This is a genomic window from Pseudomonas zanjanensis (genome assembly GCF_014268745.2).
Lineage (GTDB): Bacteria > Pseudomonadota > Gammaproteobacteria > Pseudomonadales > Pseudomonadaceae > Aquipseudomonas > Aquipseudomonas zanjanensis.
Genome location: NZ_JABWRB020000005.1, coordinates 117,687 through 139,294, shown reverse-complemented (window position 1 = coordinate 139,294; position 21,608 = coordinate 117,687). Strand labels below are relative to the sequence as shown.

Annotated in this window: 21 protein-coding genes and 1 pseudogene; 13 read left to right on the top strand and 9 right to left on the bottom strand. The window is 62.0% G+C overall.

The annotated features are described in order from the left end of the window. Positions 1 to 75 precede the first annotated feature (75 nt). A complete protein-coding gene (rnk, locus tag HU715_RS24485; RefSeq protein ID WP_186706858.1) occupies positions 76 to 486 on the top strand; it encodes a nucleoside diphosphate kinase regulator in 411 nt (136 codons plus the stop codon). A 13-nt stretch (positions 487 to 499) separates the two neighbouring features. Here the strand turns inward: rnk and HU715_RS24480 are convergent, their stop codons facing one another. The 3 genes from HU715_RS24480 to HU715_RS24470 all read right to left on the bottom strand — a co-directional run bounded on the left by HU715_RS24480 (position 500) and on the right by HU715_RS24470 (position 4,271). Next, positions 500 to 3,340 (bottom strand): class I adenylate cyclase, encoded by a 2,841-nt coding sequence (locus HU715_RS24480; protein ID WP_186706857.1) that lies wholly within the window; start codon positions 3,338 to 3,340, stop codon positions 500 to 502. Between the two features lie 167 nt (positions 3,341 to 3,507). Further along, a complete protein-coding gene (locus tag HU715_RS24475; protein ID WP_157711860.1) occupies positions 3,508 to 3,753 on the bottom strand; it encodes a TIGR02647 family protein in 246 nt (81 codons plus the stop codon). 233 nt (positions 3,754 to 3,986) lie between these two features. Next, positions 3,987 to 4,271 (bottom strand): hypothetical protein, encoded by a 285-nt coding sequence (locus tag HU715_RS24470; protein ID WP_186706856.1) that lies wholly within the window; start codon positions 4,269 to 4,271, stop codon positions 3,987 to 3,989. 124 nt (positions 4,272 to 4,395) lie between these two features. On the opposite strand from HU715_RS24470, the gene HU715_RS24465 reads away from it, so the two are divergent. Next, positions 4,396 to 5,055 carry a glutathione S-transferase family protein gene (locus tag HU715_RS24465; protein ID WP_186706855.1) on the top strand — a complete coding sequence of 220 codons (660 nt, stop codon included), beginning with the start codon at positions 4,396 to 4,398 and terminating at the stop codon, positions 5,053 to 5,055. A 156-nt stretch (positions 5,056 to 5,211) separates the two neighbouring features. Here the strand turns inward: HU715_RS24465 and argH are convergent, their stop codons facing one another. After that, on the bottom strand, positions 5,212 to 6,606 hold the full coding sequence (gene argH / locus HU715_RS24460; RefSeq protein ID WP_186706854.1) for an argininosuccinate lyase: 1,395 nt from the start codon (positions 6,604 to 6,606) through the stop codon (positions 5,212 to 5,214). A 462-nt stretch (positions 6,607 to 7,068) separates the two neighbouring features. Here argH and HU715_RS24455 point away from each other — a divergent pair, with 462 nt between their 5' ends. The 7 genes and pseudogenes from HU715_RS24455 to HU715_RS24430 all read left to right on the top strand — a co-directional run bounded on the left by HU715_RS24455 (position 7,069) and on the right by HU715_RS24430 (position 13,609). Next, positions 7,069 to 7,815, top strand: coding sequence for a LytR/AlgR family response regulator transcription factor (locus HU715_RS24455; RefSeq protein WP_186706853.1), 747 nt, complete (start codon positions 7,069 to 7,071; stop codon positions 7,813 to 7,815). Positions 7,816 to 7,952: 137 nt separating this feature from the next. Continuing rightward, positions 7,953 to 8,894, top strand: a complete 942-nt coding sequence (hemC, locus tag HU715_RS24450) for a hydroxymethylbilane synthase (protein ID WP_186706852.1) — start codon at positions 7,953 to 7,955, stop codon at positions 8,892 to 8,894. Then, positions 8,891 to 9,637: pseudogene (locus tag HU715_RS27385) on the top strand (uroporphyrinogen-III synthase); the annotation flags it as partial. The gene hemC and the pseudogene HU715_RS27385, both read left to right, overlap by 4 nt. 36 nt (positions 9,638 to 9,673) lie before the next feature. Continuing rightward, positions 9,674 to 10,807: a uroporphyrinogen-III C-methyltransferase gene (locus HU715_RS27380; protein WP_367617217.1), complete on the top strand. Its 1,134-nt coding sequence runs from the start codon at positions 9,674 to 9,676 to the stop codon at positions 10,805 to 10,807. Then, positions 10,804 to 12,036, top strand: coding sequence for a heme biosynthesis protein HemY (locus tag HU715_RS24440; protein WP_186706850.1), 1,233 nt, complete (start codon positions 10,804 to 10,806; stop codon positions 12,034 to 12,036). Before HU715_RS27380 ends, HU715_RS24440 begins: the two co-directional genes overlap by 4 nt. A 396-nt stretch (positions 12,037 to 12,432) precedes the next feature. After that, positions 12,433 to 12,975 carry a disulfide bond formation protein B gene (locus HU715_RS24435; protein ID WP_186706849.1) on the top strand — a complete coding sequence of 181 codons (543 nt, stop codon included), beginning with the start codon at positions 12,433 to 12,435 and terminating at the stop codon, positions 12,973 to 12,975. A gap of 175 nt (positions 12,976 to 13,150) precedes the next feature. Continuing rightward, on the top strand, positions 13,151 to 13,609 hold the full coding sequence (locus tag HU715_RS24430; protein WP_053126475.1) for an Rsd/AlgQ family anti-sigma factor: 459 nt from the start codon (positions 13,151 to 13,153) through the stop codon (positions 13,607 to 13,609). Between the two features lie 60 nt (positions 13,610 to 13,669). Here HU715_RS24430 and HU715_RS24425 read toward each other — a convergent pair whose 3' ends face one another. Further along, a complete protein-coding gene (locus tag HU715_RS24425; RefSeq protein WP_186706848.1) occupies positions 13,670 to 14,335 on the bottom strand; it encodes an FKBP-type peptidyl-prolyl cis-trans isomerase in 666 nt (221 codons plus the stop codon). Between the two features lie 191 nt (positions 14,336 to 14,526). On the opposite strand from HU715_RS24425, the gene HU715_RS24420 reads away from it, so the two are divergent. After that, entirely contained in the window at positions 14,527 to 15,660 is a 1,134-nt protein-coding gene (locus tag HU715_RS24420) for an AlgP family protein (RefSeq protein ID WP_186706847.1), read from the top strand. Here HU715_RS24420 and HU715_RS24415 read toward each other — a convergent pair. Next, the gene (locus HU715_RS24415) at positions 15,657 to 16,121 is read right to left on the bottom strand and encodes a TIGR02444 family protein (RefSeq protein ID WP_186706846.1); all 465 of its coding nucleotides are present in this window, start codon (positions 16,119 to 16,121) and stop codon (positions 15,657 to 15,659) included. The two genes, HU715_RS24420 and HU715_RS24415, sit on opposite strands and share 4 nt — an antisense overlap. 50 nt (positions 16,122 to 16,171) lie before the next feature. On the opposite strand from HU715_RS24415, the gene HU715_RS24410 reads away from it, so the two are divergent. The 3 genes from HU715_RS24410 (at position 16,172) to rhtB (ending at position 19,443) form a co-directional block, all read left to right on the top strand. After that, complete coding sequence (locus tag HU715_RS24410) at positions 16,172 to 18,082, top strand: ATP-binding cassette domain-containing protein (protein ID WP_186706845.1); 1,911 nt, start codon at positions 16,172 to 16,174, stop codon at positions 18,080 to 18,082. After that, positions 18,082 to 18,663 carry a mechanosensitive ion channel family protein gene (locus HU715_RS24405; RefSeq protein WP_186706844.1) on the top strand — a complete coding sequence of 194 codons (582 nt, stop codon included), beginning with the start codon at positions 18,082 to 18,084 and terminating at the stop codon, positions 18,661 to 18,663. Before HU715_RS24410 ends, HU715_RS24405 begins: the two co-directional genes overlap by 1 nt. Before the next feature lie 147 nt (positions 18,664 to 18,810). After that, positions 18,811 to 19,443, top strand: coding sequence for a homoserine/homoserine lactone efflux protein (rhtB, locus tag HU715_RS24400; RefSeq protein ID WP_186706843.1), 633 nt, complete (start codon positions 18,811 to 18,813; stop codon positions 19,441 to 19,443). Positions 19,444 to 19,682: 239 nt separating this feature from the next. Here rhtB and HU715_RS24395 read toward each other — a convergent pair whose 3' ends face one another. The 3 genes from HU715_RS24395 to HU715_RS24385 all read right to left on the bottom strand — a co-directional run bounded on the left by HU715_RS24395 (position 19,683) and on the right by HU715_RS24385 (position 21,594). Further along, positions 19,683 to 20,426 (bottom strand): penicillin-binding protein activator LpoB, encoded by a 744-nt coding sequence (locus tag HU715_RS24395; RefSeq protein ID WP_186706842.1) that lies wholly within the window; start codon positions 20,424 to 20,426, stop codon positions 19,683 to 19,685. A gap of 3 nt (positions 20,427 to 20,429) precedes the next feature. Next, a complete protein-coding gene (gene lpoB, locus HU715_RS24390; protein ID WP_053126460.1) occupies positions 20,430 to 21,017 on the bottom strand; it encodes a penicillin-binding protein activator LpoB in 588 nt (195 codons plus the stop codon). A 205-nt stretch (positions 21,018 to 21,222) separates the two neighbouring features. After that, positions 21,223 to 21,594 (bottom strand): YcfL family putative periplasmic lipoprotein, encoded by a 372-nt coding sequence (locus HU715_RS24385; protein WP_186706841.1) that lies wholly within the window; start codon positions 21,592 to 21,594, stop codon positions 21,223 to 21,225. Between the last annotated feature and the right edge of the window lie 14 nt (positions 21,595 to 21,608).

Genomic DNA, 21,608 nt, shown 5'->3' with positions numbered 1-21,608 from the left:
AGGCCCGTGAAAACCCCGCCTTTTTGTGGCGGGGTTTTGCTTTTTTTGTGCAGAAGAAAGGAGTCTGCCTGGATCATGACCGCACCTTCCATCACCCTTACCCGCCTGGACGTACAGCGTCTGGAACGCCTGATCGACAGTCTTGATGAAACGCTGCCGGGCGTGATTGCGTTGCAAACTGAACTGGATCGCGCCGAGAACGTGGTGGGCCACGAAGAAGTGCCTGCCGATGTCGTGACCATGAACTCGCGTGTGCACTGCCGCGAAGAAAGCAGCGGCAAGGACTATCACCTGACCTTGGTTTATCCACAGGACGCAAAGGCCGACGAAGGCCGGATCTCGATCCTCGCGCCGGTGGGCAGTGCCTTGCTGGGCCTGAAGGTCGGCCAGCACATCGACTGGCCGGCCCCGGGCGGCAAGACACTGAAGCTGACCTTGCTGGACGTCGAATACCAGCCCGAAGCCGGCGGTGATTTTCAGCTCTGAGTGCCCGGGCGCATCAGGCCAGGGCCAGCGCCTCGTTCAGGGCGCGTTCCAGGTCGGCCTTGTAGCGCAGGTACAAGTTTGTTGAGCAGGCGCCGTCGCCCACCAGTCCCGAGAGGTCCAGGTCAGTGATGTAGCAGCGATAGCGCTGGGCTTCGCGGCGCTGTTCGACGATCTCCCTGGCGACCACGCGGAACAGCTGGTCGCCATGCTCCAGTTCGGAAAACTCCTGTTGATCGCAGTACAAGGTGACGTGCACCTGCCCGTGCGCCGCTTTGCCGATGATCGCCTGCACGTCATAGAACGGTTTGTTGACCGGCATCTGCGGGGCTTGCCGCGCTTCGATCCGTCGTGCCCGGCCACCTGAAGGCAGCAACTGGTAGTACAGGGTTTCCAGGCTCAGCGGCTGGGCGGCATCCAGCGGCAGCAAGGCGTCGCGGCGGTACAGCACCGATTGCACAAAGCGCTGCAGCGGTACCAGCAGGCTTTGTTCGTCGTGATACGGCACGTGTTGTTGCCACAGGGCGTTGAATTCATCGAGCACGTACAGGTCGGCTTCGTCCTCGTTGGTCCGGTAGAACACCTGGATGCACTCGGGCTGCCCCATGGGCAGGATCAGCGCCAGGTCATGGTCTTCCAGCGCCATCGGGTCCAGGTGCAAGGGGCTGTAGGCCGTCAGTTCTTCGCCCAGGTAATCCATCAGCGCCGACAAGCTGCCCAGGGCTACGTGATTGACCTGGCCGGGCATCAATTCCAGCACGTGATAGTGCTGCTGGACCTGAAGCAGATAACGGTAATTGAGCCTGCTCAATAACAGGGTCTGGGCTGTTTCGATGACTTCCTCGACGCGCCGCGCAATGAACTGGGCGCGGTTGTGGCAGAAGCAGCGCACCTGCAAGCGCGGCTGGCGCTGGGTGACGGGTAGGTCGTTGAGATAGTCGCGCAGGCAATCGAGCAGGGCGTGTTCGCCGTCGAAACGGTTGACCAGCACCTCATTCCAACTATTGAGCGTGACTTGGTCGAGGGTCAGCACCAGGTTTTCCCGGACCCCGGCATAGCTCAGGGAATCGGTACGCTCGGTGGTCATCAGAATGTTCAAGTCGCGGTGGTGCTTGAGCGGGTCGACGCCGACGTTCACCAGGATCAACACTTCGCTGGGCACGCTGGCCCGCAACAACTGCGCTTCGTCCACCGTAACCAGGGGCAGGGCGATGGATTGCTGCAGGCTTCCCAGCAGGTTGAACAGTTCGAACTCGCTCAGGTCGCTGCTACCTGGGTGCAGCGCCAGGCGCGTGCTGCTGTCGATCACGCCGTTGCGATGACACCAGGTCAGCAGTTCCAGCAACTCCCGGCAGCGCTTGATCGGCGCGAAGTTCTCCCACTCCAGGGCGTTGAGGCTGCCGTTGTACAGGCCCCACTGGTTCTGCCCGGGTTCTTTCTTGTTGGGCGACTGGACCAGGGTCAAGGTGTCTTCGGCCAGGTCCGGCGCGATGCCGGGGTTGATGAACTCGACCTTGTCGGCCTTGCGCTCGAAGGCGGCGTACAACCGCCGGCCCAGCACGTTGAGATCGCGCTTGTTGATCAGGCTGACGGTTTTCTCGGTGCGGGCGAACTGGGTCAGGAAGCGGTAGCTGTGGGTGAGTTCGTTGACCAGGGCGCGCCGCTCGTGGCTGACCTGGCGGACTTTCCACTGGCTGCGGCTGTCCAGCAAGGCCAACTGACGCTGGTCCCAGCCCCACTCCCGGGCCAGTCGCTCAAGCAGTACCCGTTGCCAGCCATTGCTGCGCGCCTGGCCGGTGAGTTTGCGATTGACCTTCAAGTACAGCGCGCGGCGGATCAGCTCCAGGCGTTCGGGTTCGCCACGGGCATTGAGGTATTCCTCGATGCGGCGGTAAACCAGCATGTATGGGTCCAGCTCTTCCAGGTCCAGGCGATTGGCAAACACCGCCTGCTTGAAACGCAGGCTCAGGCAGCGCACGTTCGGGTGTTCGCTGGCATAGACTTCGGTCAGCAGCAGCTTGAGCACGGACTTATAGGGCGATTCGATGCCCTTGAACAGTTGCCAGAGCCCGGCACCGACGAATTCTCCCGGCGGGATGTAGGCCAGATGCCCCAGGTCCAGGGTTTCATCCGCACGAATGAAACGCTTGGACATCAGCGTATGGGTGTATTGCTCGTAGTTCTCTTCTTCATAGACCGGCACCAGCCACCAGATCGGCGTGCGCCCGGCCAGCCAGATCGCGGTGCGGTAGAACTCGTCGAGCAACAGGTAATGCTGGGTGGTGCCGCAATCGTCGGAACTGAGCTGGTTGTCCCGCTCGCCCCGCACAAAGCGCGCCGGGTCGATCAGGAAAAAATGCGCTTCGGCGCCCTGGGTCGCGGCCCATATCTCCAGCAACTGGCATTTCTTGCGCAGCTCGGCCAGCTCATCGTCGCTCAGGTCCGGCCCGTGGCAGACCCACACGTCCATGTCGCTCTGGTCGGCCTGGGCCAGGGTGCCGAGGCTGCCCATCAGGAACAGGCCCAGGATCGGGCGAGGCGGGTTGCCGCCGTGCCGAGGCTTGTAGGAAAACGAACGGGTCAGCCGCTGGGCTTCGGCAAGGACGTCGGCGTCAGGCTCGTAGTTCGACAGTCCGGCAGGCGTGCTGCCGGAGACGTAGCCGGGCAGCAGCGGATGGTTGACGTGGAAGAACAGCGGCAGCAACGTCAGTACGCCTTGCTGGCGCGGCGACAGGCCTTCGAGGGCGCGCTCCATCCGCACGGTGTTGAGCTTGAGGAAACGTGCGCGCAACTGGCTCAGCACCTTGCGGTCGATTCCTTCGTCCAGATCGGGGCGTATTTCGTGGTTGCGGGTCATGTCGGCTCAAACCGGCTCGCGGCGTCGAACGTGGGGTGATGGCAGGTTAGCGCCCGGTCTTGGGAATACTTAAGCTGAAAACAGGATTTTGAGGTTGGTTTTTTACGCAGGGCGCCAGTGCGCCGGCGGAAATCCCGTAGAGGAGATTTCCGTGGGCGGCAGGGGGATCAGGCGGTTTCTTGAACGCTGAGAATAGTCAGGACGGTTTGTACATTCTGCGCGGCATCACGCCCAAGGCTGGTCAGGTAGCCACCATCGGGTTGATCGATCAGCTCTTTTTCGAACAGGCGTTGGGCAGCGGCAATCGCTTTAGGGGCAGCGGTCTGATGAATTTTCAGGCCTTCCTGGGAACTGTCCAGGTTGAAGAGTGCGAGGATTTCCAGTTCGGCAACCAACTCAGGGGTAAGCGACATAAGGACTCCAGACTTTCTAGGAATTTGGTCGACAGCGTCACTAAGGTGAGCGCACTCGGCCGAGCTGTCCAGTGTCAGTGTCATGCTTTTTTTGTTTAAAGCGATTCTTTTGTGGCGAGGGAGCTTGCTCCCGCTGGGACGCGAAGCGGCCCCAATAGCTTGACGACTGCTGCGCAGCCGAGCGGGAGCTTGCTCCCTCGCCACAAGAGCGGTCCAGTTTTCACAAGAGCGGTTCAGTTTTTTTCCGGCGGCAACTCGGGGAGGGCACGCAAGGCGGCTTCGTACCACTCGGTATTGAACGGGCGGTCCTCTTCCAGGATCGCGTCGATTTCCACCGCGAGCACATGGGCCATCAAGTTGAGGATTTCTTCGCGCTCATAACCCACCAGGGTCAATTTATTGAAAACGGCCTTGGCCGCTGGCGGGTTGTCACTCTCGATCTGGTTTTCAATCGCCTCGATCAGCGTGTTCTCGACGAACGCTTCTTCGTCGTTGTCGATATCGGTTGGCTCGCTCATGGCAGGCTCCTGTAGGAAAGGCCGCCAGTTTACCTGCATTCAGCGTCGTGATGCGCCTGGCAGGAAACGCCTCGACGGTCTATAACGCAAGGCTGCCAACCCCGCACGGCCTGGAGGCTTTGTAATGCTCAAGCTTTATGGTTTCTCCGTCAGTAATTATTACAACATGGTCAAGCTGGCGCTGCTGGAGAAGGGCCTGCCCTTCGAAGAGGTCCAGTTCTTCGGCGCCCAGACCCCGGAAGCCCTGGCCATCAGCCCGCGCGGCAAGGTGCCGGTGCTCAAGACCGAACAGGGTTTTATCAACGAGACCAGCGTCATCCTCGAATACCTCGAGCAGACCCAGCCGGGTAAGCCCTTGCTGCCAGCCGACCCGTTCGAGCGCGCCCAGGTGTTGGCCTTGTGCCGGGAAATCGAGTTGTACATCGAGCTGCCCGGACGGGCCTGCTATGGCGAGGCGTTCTTCGGTATGCAGGTGGCCGAGGCCATCAAGGAAAAATCCAAGGCCGAATTGCTGCTGGGGTTCGCCTCGCTCGGTCGACACGGCAAGTTCTCGCCCTACGTGGCGGGCGACAGCCTGAGCATTGCCGACCTGTATTTCTACTACAGCCTTTCGCTGGCTTTGCAGGTGGGCAAGAAGGTCTTCGATATGGATTTGCTGGCGGACATGCCGGCGGCCAAGGCGCTGATGGAGCGGTTGGGGGAGAACCCGAACGTGCAGCGGATCGCGGCGGACAGGGAGGCAGAGATGCCGGCGTTTTTAGCGAGGATCGCTGCCAAGAAGTGAGTTTTCTGGCGCCTTGAAGGACGCCTTCGCGAGCAAGCCCGCTCCCACATGGGATCTCCATATTCACCAAGATTTTGGGTCCACTGGAGATCCCATGTGGGAGCGGGCTTGCTCGCGAAGCTTTTTAGCTTTTTAGCTTTTTAGCTTTTTAGCTTTTTAGCGGCCAGCGAGCAGCGCCTGGCCACGCACCACGGCTGCCTTGACCTGCGCCGGCGCGGTGCCCCCGATGTGGTCGCGGGCATTGACCGAGCCTTCCAGGGTCAGCACGGCAAACACGTCCTGCTCGATCTGATCACTGAACTGGCGCAGTTCGTCCAGGCTCATTTCCGCGAGGTCCTTGCCACTGTCTACGCCGTATTTCACGGCATGGCCGACAATCTCATGGCAATCGCGGAACGGCAGGCCGCGGCGTACCAGGTAGTCGGCCAGGTCGGTGGCAGTGGAGAAGCCGCGCAGGGCCGCTTCGCGCATCACAGCGTGCTTGGGCTTGATGGCCGGGATCATGTCGGCGAAGGCCCGCAGCGAATCGCGCAAGGTATCGGCGGCGTCGAACAGCGGTTCCTTGTCTTCCTGGTTGTCCTTGTTGTAGGCCAGCGGCTGGCCTTTCATCAGGGTCAGCAGGCCCATCAGTGCGCCGAACACCCGGCCACTCTTGCCGCGCACCAGTTCCGGCACGTCGGGGTTTTTCTTTTGCGGCATGATCGAGCTGCCGGTGCAGAAGCGGTCGGGCAAATCGATGAATTGGAACTGCGCGCTGGTCCACAGCACCAGCTCTTCGGAGAAACGCGACAGGTGCATCATCGCAATGCTTGCGGCGGCGCAGAATTCGATGGCGAAATCGCGGTCCGAGACATTATCCAGCGAGTTGCCGCCGACGGCGTCGAAGCCCAGCAACTGCGCAGTGTATTCACGATCGATCGGGTACGTGGTGCCGGCCAGCGCGGCGCTGCCCAGGGGCATGCGGTTGGTGCGCTTGCGGCAGTCCACCAGGCGCTCGTAGTCGCGGCTGAGCATCTCGAACCAGGCCAGCATGTGATGCCCAAACGTTACAGGTTGGGCGGTCTGCAGGTGCGTGAAGCCCGGCATGATGCTCTCGGCCTCGCGCTCGGCTTGCTCCAGCAGGCCTTTTTGCAAGCGCGTGATTTCGCCCAGGATCAGGTCGATTTCATCCCGCAGCCACAAGCGGATGTCAGTGGCGACCTGGTCGTTGCGGCTGCGGCCGGTGTGCAGTTTCTTGCCGGTCACGCCGATGCGGTCGGTCAGGCGTGCTTCGATATTCATGTGCACGTCTTCAAGGTCGACGCGCCAGTCGAACTGGCCGGCCTCGATTTCAGTTTCGATGGTCTTCAGGCCGTCGATGATGCTGTCGCGCTCGGCATCGGTGAGCACGCCGACCTTGGCCAGCATGGTGGCGTGGGCGATCGAACCCATGATGTCGTGGCGATACAGGCGCTGGTCAAAATTGACGGAGGCGGTGAAGCGGGCGACGAAGGCGTCGACGGGTTCACTGAAGCGGCCGCCCCAGGACTGATTGGTCTTGTCAGTGCTCATGAATTCGCTCGTGATCGGCTGTGGAGAAAGTAGCGGTTAAAGGCTGCGGCGGATGATAGCAGGGTTGCCGGGACTGGCGCTGGCACTGGTCGGCAGGTTTTTCCGATCGGGCCTTGGGATCCAAGAAGGTTTTCGCACAACGATATTTTTCGATTGAGCAATATCGTCGTGGCAACCGTCTACAGTGGACGGTAGGACTTTTGCTTTTTCCATCCATGGCGCACCGGAAAAATAGAAGAAGGGGGAGCTCATATTGGTCAGATCGACAGTTAACAATCCCTACGGCGACGCCGTGCGACAACGGGCCTCGGGCATCGGTCGGCAAGCGCTGGTAAAGATAGACAACCGCCTCGCGGCACTTTTTGGCCCTCGAACGAGTCTTAGCGTGGATCGCGGTGACGGATGTCACTTCCCCTGTCTACGCTATCCTTGTGCGAGACTCACGCAGGAATCCAGCGCAATATGAATGTCCTGATCGTTGATGACGAACCACTGGCCCGCGAGCGCCTGAGCCGAATGGTTGGCGAACTCGAGGGTTACAGTGTCCTGGAGCCGAGCGCCACCAATGGCGACGAGGCATTGGCCCTTATCGACAGCCACAAGCCGGATATCGTGCTGCTCGACATTCGCATGCCTGGCCTGGACGGCCTGCAAGTGGCGGCGAAGTTGTGCGAACGAGAATCGCCGCCCGCCGTGGTGTTCTGTACCACCCGGGACGACTTCCCACCCGAGGTGTTACAGGCCGGTGCCGTGGGCTATCTGGTCAAGCCCGTGGCGTCCGAGGCGTTGCTCGAAGCCTTGCGCAAGGCCGAGCGGCTCAACCGCGTGCAACTGGCAGCGCTGACCCGTCCGGCCGCCGAAAGCGGCAGCGGCCCGCGCAGCCATATCAGTGCGCGCACCCGCAAAGGCATCGAGTTGATCCCCTTGGATCAAGTGGTCTATTTCATTGCCGACCACAAGTACGTGACCTTGCGTCATGAGAGTGGCGAGGTGTTGCTGGACGAACCCCTCAAGGCCCTTGAAGACGAGTTCGGTGAACGCTTCGTACGCATCCACCGCAACGCCCTCGTGGCCCGCGAGCGCATCGAGCGTTTGCAGCGCACCCCCCTTGGGCATTTCCAACTGTTCCTCAAGGGCCTCAATGGCGACGCGCTGATTGTCAGCCGACGGCACGTGGCCGGCGTGCGCAAGATGATGCAGCAGCTTTAACCGAGCGGTCCAAGGCGTTCAACGCGTTTCATTTCGAGGATCTGGCGGCCAGGGAGGCCTTGGGGTCGTGATTCAAATCAAAGCGGTTTTGGCTGAGCTGTTATTATCTGCCGTATCTTTTAAGTACGGATTGATCCATGTCCCCTCGCGAGATCCGCATCGCCACCCGTAAAAGTGCCTTGGCCCTCTGGCAGGCCGAATACGTCAAAGCCCGCCTGGAAGCGGCCCATCCCGGGCTGAGCGTGACCCTGGTGCCCATGGTCAGTCGCGGTGACAAGCTGCTGGACTCGCCGCTGTCGAAGATCGGCGGCAAGGGCCTGTTCGTCAAGGAGCTGGAAACCGCGTTGCTGGACAACGAAGCCGACATCGCCGTGCACTCGATGAAAGACGTGCCCATGGACTTCCCCGAAGGCCTGGGCCTGTTTTGCATCTGCGAGCGAGAAGACCCCCGCGATGCGTTCGTCTCCAACACGTTTTCCAGCCTTGAGGCGCTGCCTGCCGGGAGCGTGGTCGGCACGTCCAGCCTGCGTCGCCAGGCACAATTGCTGACGCGGCGCCCGGATCTGCAAATCCGTTTCCTGCGTGGCAACGTCAACACACGCCTGGCCAAGCTCGACGCCGGCGAATACGACGCCATCATCCTCGCCGCCGCCGGCTTGATCCGCCTGGGCTTCGAAGACCGCATCACCTCGGCCATCAGCGTCGATGACAGCCTGCCGGCCGGCGGCCAAGGGGCAGTGGGTATCGAGTGCCGTAGCGCCGACAGCGATATCCATGCCCTGTTGGCGCCGCTGCATCATGCAGACACCGCCACGCGGGTGTTCGCCGAGCGCGCGCTGAACAAACATCTCAATGGCGGTTGCCAGGTGCCGATCGCCTGTTACGCCGTGCTGGAGGGTGAGCACGTCTGGTTGCGCGGTCTGGTGGGGGATCCCAACGGCGGCCGACTGCTTAGCGCCGAGGCCCGGGCACCGCGCCACGATGCCGAGGCGTTGGGCGTGCGGGTGGCCGAGGACCTGCTGAGCCAGGGCGCTGCTGACATCCTCAAGGCTGTCTACGGCGAGGCCGGCCACGCGTGACGGGCTGGCGGCTGCTGCTCACCCGGCCGGCGGACGAGTCGTCGGCGCTGGCGGCGGTTCTGGCCGAAGCGGGGGTCTACAGCAGCAGCTTGCCGTTGCTGGAGATCGAGCCGGTCCCGCTGTCCGATGCCGGGCGGGTGATATTCCAGGCGCTGGACCAATACTCTGCCGTGATCGTCGTCAGCAAACCGGCCGCACGCCTGTGCGTCGAGTTGTTGCGCCAATACTGGCCCCAGCCTCCAGACCAACCCTGGTTCAGCGTGGGCGCGGCCACCGGACAGATCCTCGCCGATGCCGGCCTCACGGTGTTTTATCCCGATCACGGCGATGACAGCGAAGCCTTGCTGGAACACTTGGTCTTGCGCCAGGCTGTATCGCGGCCCGACCCCAAGGTGTTGATCGTGCGGGGTGAAGGCGGGCGTGGCTTGCTGGCAGAGCGTTTGCGCGAGCAAGGTGCTAGTGTCGATTATCTGGAATTGTACCGCCGCCACTTGCCTGATTACGGCGAAGGGGCGTTGCCGGCGAAAGTCGAAGCGGAACGCTTGAACGCCCTGGTGGTCAGCAGTGGGCAGGGCTTCGAGCATCTGCGGCGGCTGGCCGGCGATGCGTGGCCGGCCCTGGCGCGGTTACCGTTGTTTGTGCCAAGCCCAAGGGTGGCCGAGATGGCGCGAGCCGCCGGGGCCCGAACAGTTGTGGATTGCCGTGGCGCCCATGCCGCGGCTTTGCTGGCGGCGTTACGGGAACACTCCGTGCCGTTTTCTAATGCAAAGGATGGATACGTGAGCGAAACAGCCTTGCCAAAAGAAGATCTAGACCAGCCAGCGATCGATGCGCCGGTTGAAACCCCGCCTCCCGTAGCGCCGCGTCGTGGCAACGGGGTGGCCGTTGTTGCACTGTTGCTCGGCGCTGCCGGCGTAGCCGTTGGCGGCTGGGGCGTATGGCAGGTGCGTCACCTGCAAACCAATAACCAGCAGCAGTCCGCCCAGGTCCAGGCGCTGAACGACCAGGCCCAGACCCTCAAGCTCAACGAGCAACGCCTGAGCGAGCGCCTGGCGCAATTGCCCCCGGCTGAAGAGTTGGAGGAGCGGCGGCGCCTGGTGGCCCAGTTGCAGAGTGACCAGCAACACTTGAATCAGCGCCTGGAAACCGTGCTCGGTGCCAGCCGCAAGGACTGGCGCCTGGCAGAGGCCGAGCACCTGTTGCGCCTGGCCAGCCTGCGTCTTTCCGCCCTGCAAGACATCAACAGTGCCCAGGCGCTGGTCCAGGGCGCTGACGAAATCCTGCGGGAGCAGAACGACCCTGGTTCGTTCGCCGCCCGCGAGCAATTGGCCAAGACCCTCGCTGCGCTGCGCAGCACCGAACAACCGGATCGCACCGGGCTGTTCCTGCAACTGGGCGCCTTGCGTGACCAGGTGCTGCAACTGACCGAACTGGCACCCGAGTACAAGGATCGCGGCGAATCGCTGCTGGGCCTGACCGCCGATGGCGATGGTGCCAGCCGGTGGGCACAGTGGTGGGATCAGATATCGCGCTATATCCGCATCGATTTCAACGCGGACGAGAACGTTCGTCCGCTGCTGGCCGGGCAGAGCCTCGTACAAGTGCGCCTGGCCCTGAGCCTGGCGCTGGAGCAGGCGCAATGGGCCGCCCTCAACGGCCAGGCGCCGGTCTACACCCAGGCGCTGACCGAGGCGCGGGATGTGTTGAAGAACAACTTCAACCAGGACAACCCGCAAAGCAAAGTCATGCTCGAGCGCGTGGGTGAGCTGTCCAAGCAACCGGTGACGGTGGTCACCCCGGACCTGACCGGCACGCTGAGCAGCGTCCAGGCCTACCTTGAGCGCCGCAACCTCAATGCCGAGGAATCGGTCAAGCCGCTGCCCGCGCCTGGCGCGCAGGAGGCCACGCCATGAAACGTCTCTACGTGATTCTGTTCGTGGTCATCGCCGCCGCCGGCTTGCTGGGCGTGGCGATTGCCGAGCATTCGGGTTACGTGCTGGTGGCGTACAAGAACTTCCGTTATGAAGCCGGCCTGTGGGTCACCCTGGCGCTGGTGGCGGTGCTCTGGCTGGTGTGGCGAGGCCTGAGATTCCTGATCGGGCTGGTGACCACTTCCAGCGGCGTGGTCAACCCGTGGTCGCGGCGCAACCGCAGCCGTCGGGTGCAAGTGGCGATCGAACACGGCCAGTTGGACCTGGCCGAAGGTCGCTGGGCCAGTGCCCAGCGCCACCTGCACCGTGCCGCCGAAGCCGAGCGCCAACCGCTGCTGTATTACCTGGGTGCTGCCCGCGCGGCTAACGAACAAGGTCTTTACGAACAGAGCGACAGTTTGCTGGAGCGCGCCCTGGAGCGTCAGCCCCAGGCGGAGCTGGCCATTGCCCTGACGCACGCGCAACTGCAGACGGACCGGGGCGACACGGACGGGGCATTGAGCACGCTGCAGGCCATGCATGAGCGTCATCCCCATAACGTCCAGGCCCTGCGCCAATTGCAGCGACTGCATCAGCAGCGCGGCGACTGGTCGGCGGTGATCCGGCTGTTGCCGGAGTTGCGCAAGGATAAAGTCCTGCCGCCGGCTGAATTGGCTGAACTGGAACGGCGTGCCTGGGGCGAAAACCTCACCCTGGCGGCCCACCGTGAAGAGGACGGCAGTGTCGGTTTGCAGTCGCTCAATCGGGCCTGGCAACAGCTGACCTCCGCGCAGCGCCAGGAACCGGCGTTGGTATTGGCCTATGCCGAGCAACTGCGTCAGTTGGGCGCTCAGGTCGAAGCCGAAGAGGTGCTGCGCGGCGCGCTCAAGCGTCATTACGAAAGCCACCTGGCGCGTCTATATGGGCTGGTTCGTGGCAACGATCCGATCCGCCAACTGCAAACGGCCGAGGGCTGGCTCAAGGACCACCCGGCCGATCCAAGCCTGCTGCTGACCCTGGGGCGCCTATGCCTGCAGAACAGCTTGTGGGGCAAGGCGCGGGATTACCTGGAAAGCAGTTTGCGGGCCCAGCGCAATCCCGAAGCCTGCGCCGAACTGGCGCGCCTGCTGGCGCAACTGGGGGATGCCGAGCGCAGCAACCAGTTGTTCCAAGAGGGGTTGGGGTTGTTGGATGAGCGCCTGCTGGCTGCGCCGCTGCCGGTTCCGGCTTAGGTGTTGTCCACTTGAGAGGGATATGACCCATTCTTGAAAAGGGTATGAACCATCGTGGCGAGGGAGCTTGCTCCCGCTCGGCTGCGCAGCAGTCGTAAAAAACCTGCTCACTGTTTTCCTGATGCACCGTGTTGAATGGCTTTGGGGCTGCTGCGCAGCCCAGCGGGAGCAAGCTCCCTCGCCACGGGTTGATGAACCTTAAATGCGTGGTTGCGAATACGGTTTCGGGGCTTTGGTCATACCATCAGTAAAGTCCTACAGCCCATCGCGCCGTATCCTCCTCGGCCTGTCGGGAATTCCCTACACCCCCGGTGAAGTGTCTGCGCGAGGCTGTCTTGAAAGGCCCGAGGGCTTTCCTCTACCGTAACAGCTTGTCTCTTCTGTTACGGAATCGCCATGTCTTTGGCCAGCTCACGTTTCTTGTTTCTCATGGCTTCCATCGCCGCCGCCCTGGCTTTGGGCATCAGCACGTATCTGGAATATTCGGTCGGCCTGGCGCCTTGCAGCCTGTGTGTCTTGCAGCGGTTGTGCCTGATGCTGTTCCTGGTGAACAGTCTCGTGGCCTGCGTGCAGGGTCCAGGTCAAAGAGGCACGCTCTTCTACGGTACGGCAGGGCTGGTTTTTGTAGCGGGGGGAATGACCCTGGCCTGGCGTCAGGTCTTGATGCAAAGCGATTCGTTCGAGCCGTTTGCTGATTGTGTTGCCCAGCCCAAGCTGATGGATTCGTGGTGGTGCGCATTGCATCGTATCTTTGATGGCACCGTCGACTGCGCGAATATCACTTGGACGTTGTTCGACATGAGCATCCCCGAGTGGAGCTTGTTGTTTTTTCTTGCGGTGTCCAGCGTGATGACCTATCTGCTGCTGCGCCTTGCCTGGAGTGCTCTGGTACAACCGCTCAGCGGCGAGACGTCGCAGTTGGTCCGGGCCGTGGATTAAACACTTGTATGAACTTTATCTCCTGCGTACCTTGAAGCCGTTGTCGTGCGGGCATAATCTGGCCCGCACGTGTTATTGGAATTGTGCCGCTCGATCATGTTGTGTCTGGCTTGTCCCTGTTCCATCAGGCGTGCACAGGCTGCGAGGGGCATGACTCACAAGGGAAGAAATCACCATGCTCGAAAGTTGTCAGAATGCTCAGGAACGCTGGGGTGGGGTGCATCTGTTGATCGATCGCTGGCTGCAAGAGCGTCGCGAACTGATTCGGGCCTACGATGATCTTGGCGACAAGCCTGAAGCCCTGAGCGAAAGCCGCAAACCCTTGCAAGAGTTCTGCGGTGTGCTGGTCGACTATGTGTCTGCCGGTCATTTCGAGATCTATGAACAACTGACGGGCGAGGCCAAGGCCTTCAACGACAAGCGCGGCCTGGAATTGGCCGAGACGATTTACCCGCGCATCGATGTCATCACCGAGAAGCTGCTGGCGTTCAACGACCTGTGCGATGAAGGCAAGTGTGTAGCGGAAAAATTCAAGGAGCTAGGCGGCTTGCTGCACGAGCGTTTCGAATTGGAAGACTGCCTGATCGAAGTGCTGCACAACGCTCACAAGGAAGAAGATACCGTCCAGGCCTGAGGCCTCGCGGTCATGAAAAAACGGTGCGCATTGCGCACCGTTTTTTTTATTGGGTCAACGTCAGGTCGTCGCGCCCAGCAACTCGATCTCAAACACCAATGGCGTGTACGGCGGGATCACATCCCCGGCCCCTTCAGCGCCATAGGCCAGGGACGACGGAATCACCAGTCGCCATTTCGCGCCGACCGGCATTTGCGGCAATGCACTGCGCCAACCGTCAATCACACTGTCGAGGTTGAACCATTGTGCCTGGCGGTTGGAATCGAATACGGAGCCGTCCGGCAGTCGACCGGTATACAGCACCTGGACCTTGCCATGAGGGCCGGCCTTCGCGCCATGGCCTGGCTTGATTTCGGTCAGCAGGATGCCGTCTGCCAGTTGCTGGACGCCGGGTCGGCTCTTTTCTTCGACGAGAAATTGTTGCTCGGTTTTCAATGCGGCGTCGGTCTGCGGCGTTGTCGAAGGCGCGTTCAGTTGCGCCTGGTGCTCGGCCAGGATTTGTTCGATGCGTTCATCCTTGAGCGCCAGCGGCTTGCCCAGGTAGGCCTGTTGCAAACCTTCAACCAAGGCTTTGATCTGCAGGTCCGGCACGTCCTGGCGCAGGCGTTCGCCGAGGCTGGCGCCCAGGCTGTAAGCCAAATCGTGGGCATCGTTTGCGCTGGTTTTTTCAGCGGCCTGGACCGTGGCGCAAGCCATGCACAGGAGTAAAAATAGGTGACGCGACATGTGTGCTCTCCGGCCTCGAATCGAGGAATTATGCCAGTGCCGATATCTGTAGAGGTGGATTGCCAAGGCACTGGCGCAGAAGATTTTTCCTCCCTTGCAACGCAACGTCTTGTGTACTGTCAACATGCCCTAGCGGCGGTTGCAGCAGAGGTCTAGTATGAGCCGCACTCACGTCAGTCAGGAGGTAAACCATGTCGGCCACCAAGAAGCCTGTAAACACTCCGTTGCACTTGCTCCAACAACTCTCGGGCAGCCTGCTCGAACATCTGGAAAATGCCTGCTCCCAAGCGCTGGCTGATGCTGAAAAACTGCTCGCCAAACTGGAAAAGCAACGCGGCAAGGCGCAGGAAAAACTGCACAAGTCGCGCACCAAACTGCAAGACGCAGCCACTGCTGGCAAGGCCAAGGCCCAAGCCAAGGCTAAAGACGTCGTGAAAGAGCTCGAAGACTTGCTCGATGCCTTGAAGGATCGTCAGTCCGAAACCCGCGCCTACATTCTGCAACTCAAGCGTGATGCCCAGGAAAGCCTGAAACTGGCCCAGGGCGTCGGTCGCGTGCAAGAAGCCGCGGGCAAGGCGCTGTCGCTTCGTGCTGCCAAGCCTGCCGCTGTATCGGCCAAGAAGCCGGCGGCTAAACCCGCCGTGGCAAAAGCGCCGGCCAAAGTCGCTGCCAAGCCGGCTGCCAAACCCGTCGCTGCCAGCGCTGCAAAACCTGCGGCGAAAAAACCAGTCGTCAAGGCGGCTGCCAAGCCCGCTGCAAAAACGGCGGCCGCTAAACCTGCGGCTGCCAAGCCTGCTGTAAAAGCGGTTGCTAAACCTGCCGCCAAGCCAGCGGCAAAACCTGTCGCCAAACCTGCCGCTAAAACAGCCGCCGCTAAACCGGCTGCCAAAGCGCCGGTAAAAGCCACTGCAAAACCGGCTGCCACCAAGCCTGCTGCCAAACCGGCAGCGAAGCCTGCGGCAACCAAAACGGCTGCGGCCAAGCCCGCTGCAAAAACCGCTGCCAAGCCAGTCGCTGCCAAAGCCCCTGCCAAAGCCGCGGCTAAACCCGCTGCCAAACCGGCCGCGGCCAAGCCTGCAGTTGCGAAGCCAACGGCTGCCAAGCCAGCCGCCGCGAAACCAGTTGCTGCCAAGCCCGCCGCGAAACCGGCCGTGAAAAAACCAGCCGCTGCAAAACCTGCGACTGCGCCAGCCGCCAAGCCCGCGACATCGACTCCGGCTCCGACCGCTGCACCTGCGCCAACCGCCAGCACTTCGGCCACGGCAACCGGCCCAGCCGCCGTTGCGCCGACCACCAGCAGCAGCACCCCAACCAGCGCTTCCTAAGTGCCGGACACCGCGACGCGCAGCTGATGCAGCGCGTCGCGGCTCGCGGGTCCGGCATTCGCCGCCAGCCCTTGCAGCCATTGCGCTGAATCGTTCTGTTGTGCCCCCGGCCAATCCATGGCCAGCGCTTCCAATCTTTCCAACAATCGCCGTTCGGCGGCCAACTCCAGCTGCTTGACCTGTTCGCGCAGGCCATTGAGTGCCGTGTCCTGAAGGGCGCCGGCTTTCCATTGGTTGCGAAGCGTACGCAGTGGCCGCACCACCTCGGTCTCCCACGGCTCGGCCATTTGTCGAAGTCGCTGCAGCCGGTGTTCATTGCAGGCCACGCCGCGCTGCGCCAGCCACAGGCCACAAAGCAGCAGGCAGACGTTGGCGCCGGCGTCTTGTGCCGCCAGGCACGCAGGCTCTACGCCAGGCTTGGCATAGAGGTCGAGGGAAAAACTCCACAGGTCAGGGGACATCGTGCTACTCGCGCCAGTTGCGAGCGAAGCTGGTAGACTCCGCCGCCATTATGATCCGACTTCAGAACCTGACTTTACAGCGTGGCCCGCAACGTCTGCTAGAAGACGCCGAGCTGACCCTGCACGCCGGCCACAAAGCCGGCCTCATCGGTGCCAACGGTGCCGGCAAATCGAGCCTGTTCGCCTTGCTGCGAGGCGAGCTGCACCCGGACTCGGGCGATTGCCTGCTGCCGGCCGATTGGCGCATCGCCCACATGCGCCAGGAGGTCGACACCCTCGAGCGCCTGGCGGTGGACTACGTGCTCGATGGCGACCTGCGCCTGCGCCAGGTGCAACGTGACCTGGCGGCGGCGGAAGCGGCCCACGACGGTGCCGCACAGGCCCGCCTGCATTCGGAACTCGACAGTGCCGATGGCTACACCGCCGATGCCCGCGCGCGTAAATTGCTCGCCGGCCTGGGTTTCACCAATGAACAGATGGACCGTCAGGTCGGGGATTTCTCCGGCGGCTGGCGGATGCGCCTGAACCTGGCGCAGGCGTTGATGTGCCCTTCGGACCTGTTGTTGCTCGATGAACCGACCAACCACTTGGACCTCGACGCCATCATCTGGCTCGAAGACTGGCTCAAGAGCTACCCGGGCACGCTGCTGTTGATTTCCCACGACCGTGATTTCCTCGATGCGGTGGTGGATCACGTGGCCCATGTCGACCAGCGCAAGCTCACCTTGTACCGTGGCGGCTACAGCGCCTTCGAGCGCGCCCGTGCCGAACGCCTGGCCCAGCAACAGCAGGCCTATGAGAAGCAACAGGCGCAACGTGCGCACATGGAAAGCTACATCGCCCGCTTCAAGGCCCAGGCCACCAAGGCACGCCAGGCCCAGAGCCGGATCAAGGCGCTGGAGCGGATGGAAGAGCTGTCGGCGGCCCACGTCGATTCACCGTTCGACTTTGTCTTCCGCGAATCGACCAAGATCTCCAGCCCGTTGATCGACCTGTCTGACGCACGCCTGGGCTACGGCGACAAGACCGTGTTGGAGAAGGTCAAGCTGCAACTGACCCCCGGTGCGCGGATCGGCCTGCTGGGCCCCAACGGTGCCGGTAAGTCGACCCTGATCAAGAACCTGTCCGGCGAACTCGAGCCTTTGGCCGGGCGCCTGACCCGAGGTGAAAACACCGTCGTCGGCTACTTCGCCCAGCACCAGCTCGACTCCCTGGATTCCAAGGCCAGCCCGCTGCTGCACCTGCAACGGTTGGCGCCGACCGAGCGTGAGCAGACCCTGCGCGATTTCCTCGGCGGTTTCGATTTCCGCGGGGCGCGCATCGACGAGCCGGTGTTGAATTTCTCCGGTGGCGAAAAGGCCCGCCTGGCGCTGGCGTTGATCGCCTGGGGCCGGCCGAACCTGTTGCTGCTCGACGAACCGACCAACCACCTGGACCTGGAAATGCGCCTGGCCCTGACCATGGCCTTGCAGGAATTCAGTGGCGCGGTGCTGGTGGTGTCCCACGATCGGCATTTGCTCAAGAGCACCACGGATAACTTCTTCCTGGTCGCCGATGGCAAGGTCGAGGAGTTCGACGGTGACCTGGAGGACTACGCCCGTTGGCTGGTGGAGTACCGCCAGCGCAACGCGCCGGTCAGCAGCACACCGGTCAACCCGGACAAGACCGACAAGAAAGCCCAGCGCCAGGCCGCCGCCGCACTTCGCCAGCAACTGGCGCCGCACAAGCGCGAGGCCGACAAGCTCGAAGCCGAGCTGGGCAAGCTGCACGAAAAACTGCAGAAAATCGAAACCAGCCTGGGCGACAGTGGTCTCTACGAGGCAGCGCGCAAGGATGAGTTGCGTGACCTGCTGGCCGAACAGGCCAAGCTGAAGGTCCGGGAAGCGGAGCTCGAGGAGGCTTGGATGCAAGCGCTGGAATTGCTGGAAAACCTGCAAGCGGAGCTGGAGGCGTTGTCCTGATGGAAGCGTTGGCGTTGCCTGTCCCTGTCATGTGGATCGAGCCGATCTGGCTCGGTGTGCAAATCCTGCTGATCCTGGTGGCCGGTTATGTCTCGCAGCGCTTCGTCGCGCGTGCGCTCACGGGCCTGGGTGAGCGTTACCCGCTCCCACCCCAACTGGTGATTATCCTGCGGGGTGTGCTGCGCTGGCTGATCATGGGCACTGCGGTGCTGGTGGTGCTCGAACGCCTGGGTGTCTCGGCCACGGTGCTGTGGACGGCGCTGTCGGGCTTTGTCGCGGTGGCAGCGGTGGCGTTCTTCGCCATCTGGAGCGTGCTGTCCAACCTGTTCTGCGCCGTTTTGATCTACACCGTGGGACCCTTTCGCCTGGGCGATGTGGTCGAGTTGGTGGATAGCACCGACAAGCCCGGTATCAAGGGGCGCGTGGTGGCAATCAATCTGCTGTACACCACGCTGATCGAACCCGAGGAACTCGGCACCGGCAGCGCGATGGTGCAAGTGCCCAACAGCCTGTTCTTCCAGCGCTCGGTGCGGCGCTGGCGCGGCAGTGAGGCGTTTCCGGTGGGTGGGTTCGTCGAATAACGCATAGGGCCGCTACGCGGCCCAGCGGGAGCGAGCTCCCTCGCCACGGTGTTTGCATCGACTCAAATGCGTGTGCAAAAAACGATGGTCAACCACGTGACGGCGCATTAGCTTAGTCGTTTCGACGAATCCAAGCCGGGGGGTGAAATGGTGCTGGAAACATGGTTGGCGTTTTTCGCTGCGTGCTGGGTGATCAGTCTTTCACCGGGTGCCGGCGCGATTGCATCGATGTCCAGCGGTCTGCGATATGGCTTTTGGCGCGGTTACTGGAACGCCTTGGGCCTGCAATTGGGCCTGGCGTTGCAAATCGTGGTCGTTGCCGCTGGTGTTGGCGCGATCCTCACGGCGTCGGCCACTGCGTTCTATGCCATCAAGTGGTTCGGCGTGGCCTACCTGGTCTACCTGGGGGTCAAGCAGTGGCGAGCCATTCCCGGCGACATGACCGACGACGCGGCCCCACGGCCCATCGGTAAGCCCCTGGCGCTGGTGTTTCGCGGTTTCCTGGTCAATGTCAGCAACCCCAAGGCGCTGGTGTTCATGCTGGCGGTGTTGCCGCAGTTCATCAATCCCCATGCGCCGTTGATCCAGCAGTACCTGATCCTGGGCGTCACCATGATCGCCGTCGATCTCATCGTCATGGCCGGGTACACCGGGTTGGCGTCGAAAGTCCTGCGTCTGTTGCGCACACCGAAACAACAGCGGCGGATGAACCGTGCCTTTGCGGGTATGTTCATTGGCGCGGCGGGTTTGCTTGCGACGATTCGCAAAGCCGCGGCATAAAGCGAAACCTGTGGCGAGGTAGCTTTTGTGGCTGGCTTTTGTAGAGGGCTTTTGTGGCGAGGGAGCTTGCTCCCGCTCGGTTGCGCAGCGACCACAAGATCTTGGGGCCGCTTCGCCCGAAGCGTCGGACCGGCCCAGCGGGAGCAAGCTCCCTCGCCACAAAAGCATTCAGCTCATCACAGAAGCTAAAACAGCTAGCTCGCCACAAGAGCCGCTAAACAGCTACCCGACGGTATGACTCAGCGCAAGATCACCGGCGCCGTGTCCCGGGGCAGGTTATTGCGCTGTACCGGTTCGCCAGGTTGCTCGTAGCTCGGGCCGCCGAGTTGTTCGCTCAGTTGCCGCGCCACGTCTTCACCCAAGGCCTTGGACACTTCGCGGACCACCCGCGGGCGGTTGAGGCTGATGCGTGCGTCCCGGTGGTTCAGCAACTTGGTGTCCTGGCCTTCGCCCATGGCCGTGAAGGCCGAGGTGATCTCGTAGGTCTTGGTGTTGATCAGGCTGAAGTCCGCCACCAGGGTCAACGCCAGCACAGCCGAGTAGCTGTCGGTATGGGCCAGCTCGTTGATGTCGCGGGTGAAGTCGATGTCCGACACGGTGCCGAACAGCACGTAGTCGGCACCCTTGAAGTTGCCGGCCTTGATGCGCTTGATCACGTCATACACGTCGCCAGTGGAAGCCGCCGTGTGGGGCGTGCCCTGGGTCAGCTGGAACATGCCGCTGCGCAGGATCTCGCCCTTGATGTCGCCGGTGAACTTGCGCAGTTCGCCCTGCTCGATGTAGCTGCTGGTGGCTTCCATCTCGTCGTAGCTCGAGGAAGCGCTGGCGCTGTAGGGGTTCGCCTGGAAGTTGCTTTGCGCCGAAACGGTGTGGATGTATTCCTCCACCCGCTCCTGGTACGCCAGGTCGGTCACCGCGACTTTTGGGGCCGCCTGGGCACTGAATGCGCAGGCCAGGGCCATGATGCCTATCCATGTGCGCATGGCTTAGCGCTCCGTGGTCTTGCGGATTTCTTTTTCGTCCATCCACTCGGCCAGACCGCTCTCGACGTCGATCAATTGCAGGCTGAATTTGTAGAAGACGTCCTTGTAGTCGCTGCTGCGCTTGACGATCGAGCTGATGGAGCCCTCGAGGCGGTACTTGGCAGCGATCATGTTGCCGGTCTTGGCCACGGTGCTTTTCTTGTACAGGCCGCTCTGGTTCTGCAGCTTGAGCTGGTCGACCTGGCTTTCCATGGCGGTGTTGTCGCTGGCGAAACGGGCCGCGCCGGTCTTCATCAACTGGGTCTTGATGCTGGTGGTGATTTCGCGGGTGTCGATGTATTCGCTGGTCTTGTTCTTCACGTCATAGACCTGGACAACCGGGCGACCCTGCAGGATGCCGGACTGGGCCAGGGAGCGGGTCATGGACTCGGCGATCATTTGCAGGTCGGTGGAGCCGAACTCGTTGGTCACGGTTTCCACGGCCTTGGTGTCGCCGTAGCTGATGTTCTTGTTGCCCAGGACCGGCGAGTTGTTGGCACAGCCGCTGACCAGCAGGGCGGCGAGGGCGAGGGAGGAAATGCGTACGAACATGTGGGGGCTCTCGAAAACTGAATGAATATGGGCTTAGGTGCAATGCCGATCGGTAAAGGAACTTGTGCCGACGATCCCTGTGGCGAGGGAGCTTGCTCCCGCTCGGCTGCGCAGCGACCGCAAGATCTTGGGGCCGCTTCGCGGCCCAGCGGGAGCAAGCTCCCTCGCCACAGGTCCGTGCTGGCTTGACCGACCGGGATCAGGCTCAAGGGGTATTGATTTCCAAACGGAAATCCACGGCCTTGGGTGTCGGTGCGATGGCCGGCAGGAAACTGGTCTGTTCGCCATACATCGTCAGGCTTTTCCAGGTTTCTTCTTCGGCGATCGGAAAGCCTTCCGGCCCCAGCCAGGCAAAGCGGTAATACATCGTCTTGTTGTTGTAGCTGGTATTGCTCAACTGGACGTTGACGGTCATGTAGCCGTTTTCCCGGGCCACGCGCATGGCGCCGACCACGATGTTCTTGGTCTTGCCCATCGCCACGACCTTGCTGGCGGCGCTGCCCGGCTCCGGTGGCGGCGGGGTGGCGCAACCGGCCAGCAAGGCCAGGGCGCCGACGGCGATCAGTTTTAAACGCATGTGAACAAGACTCC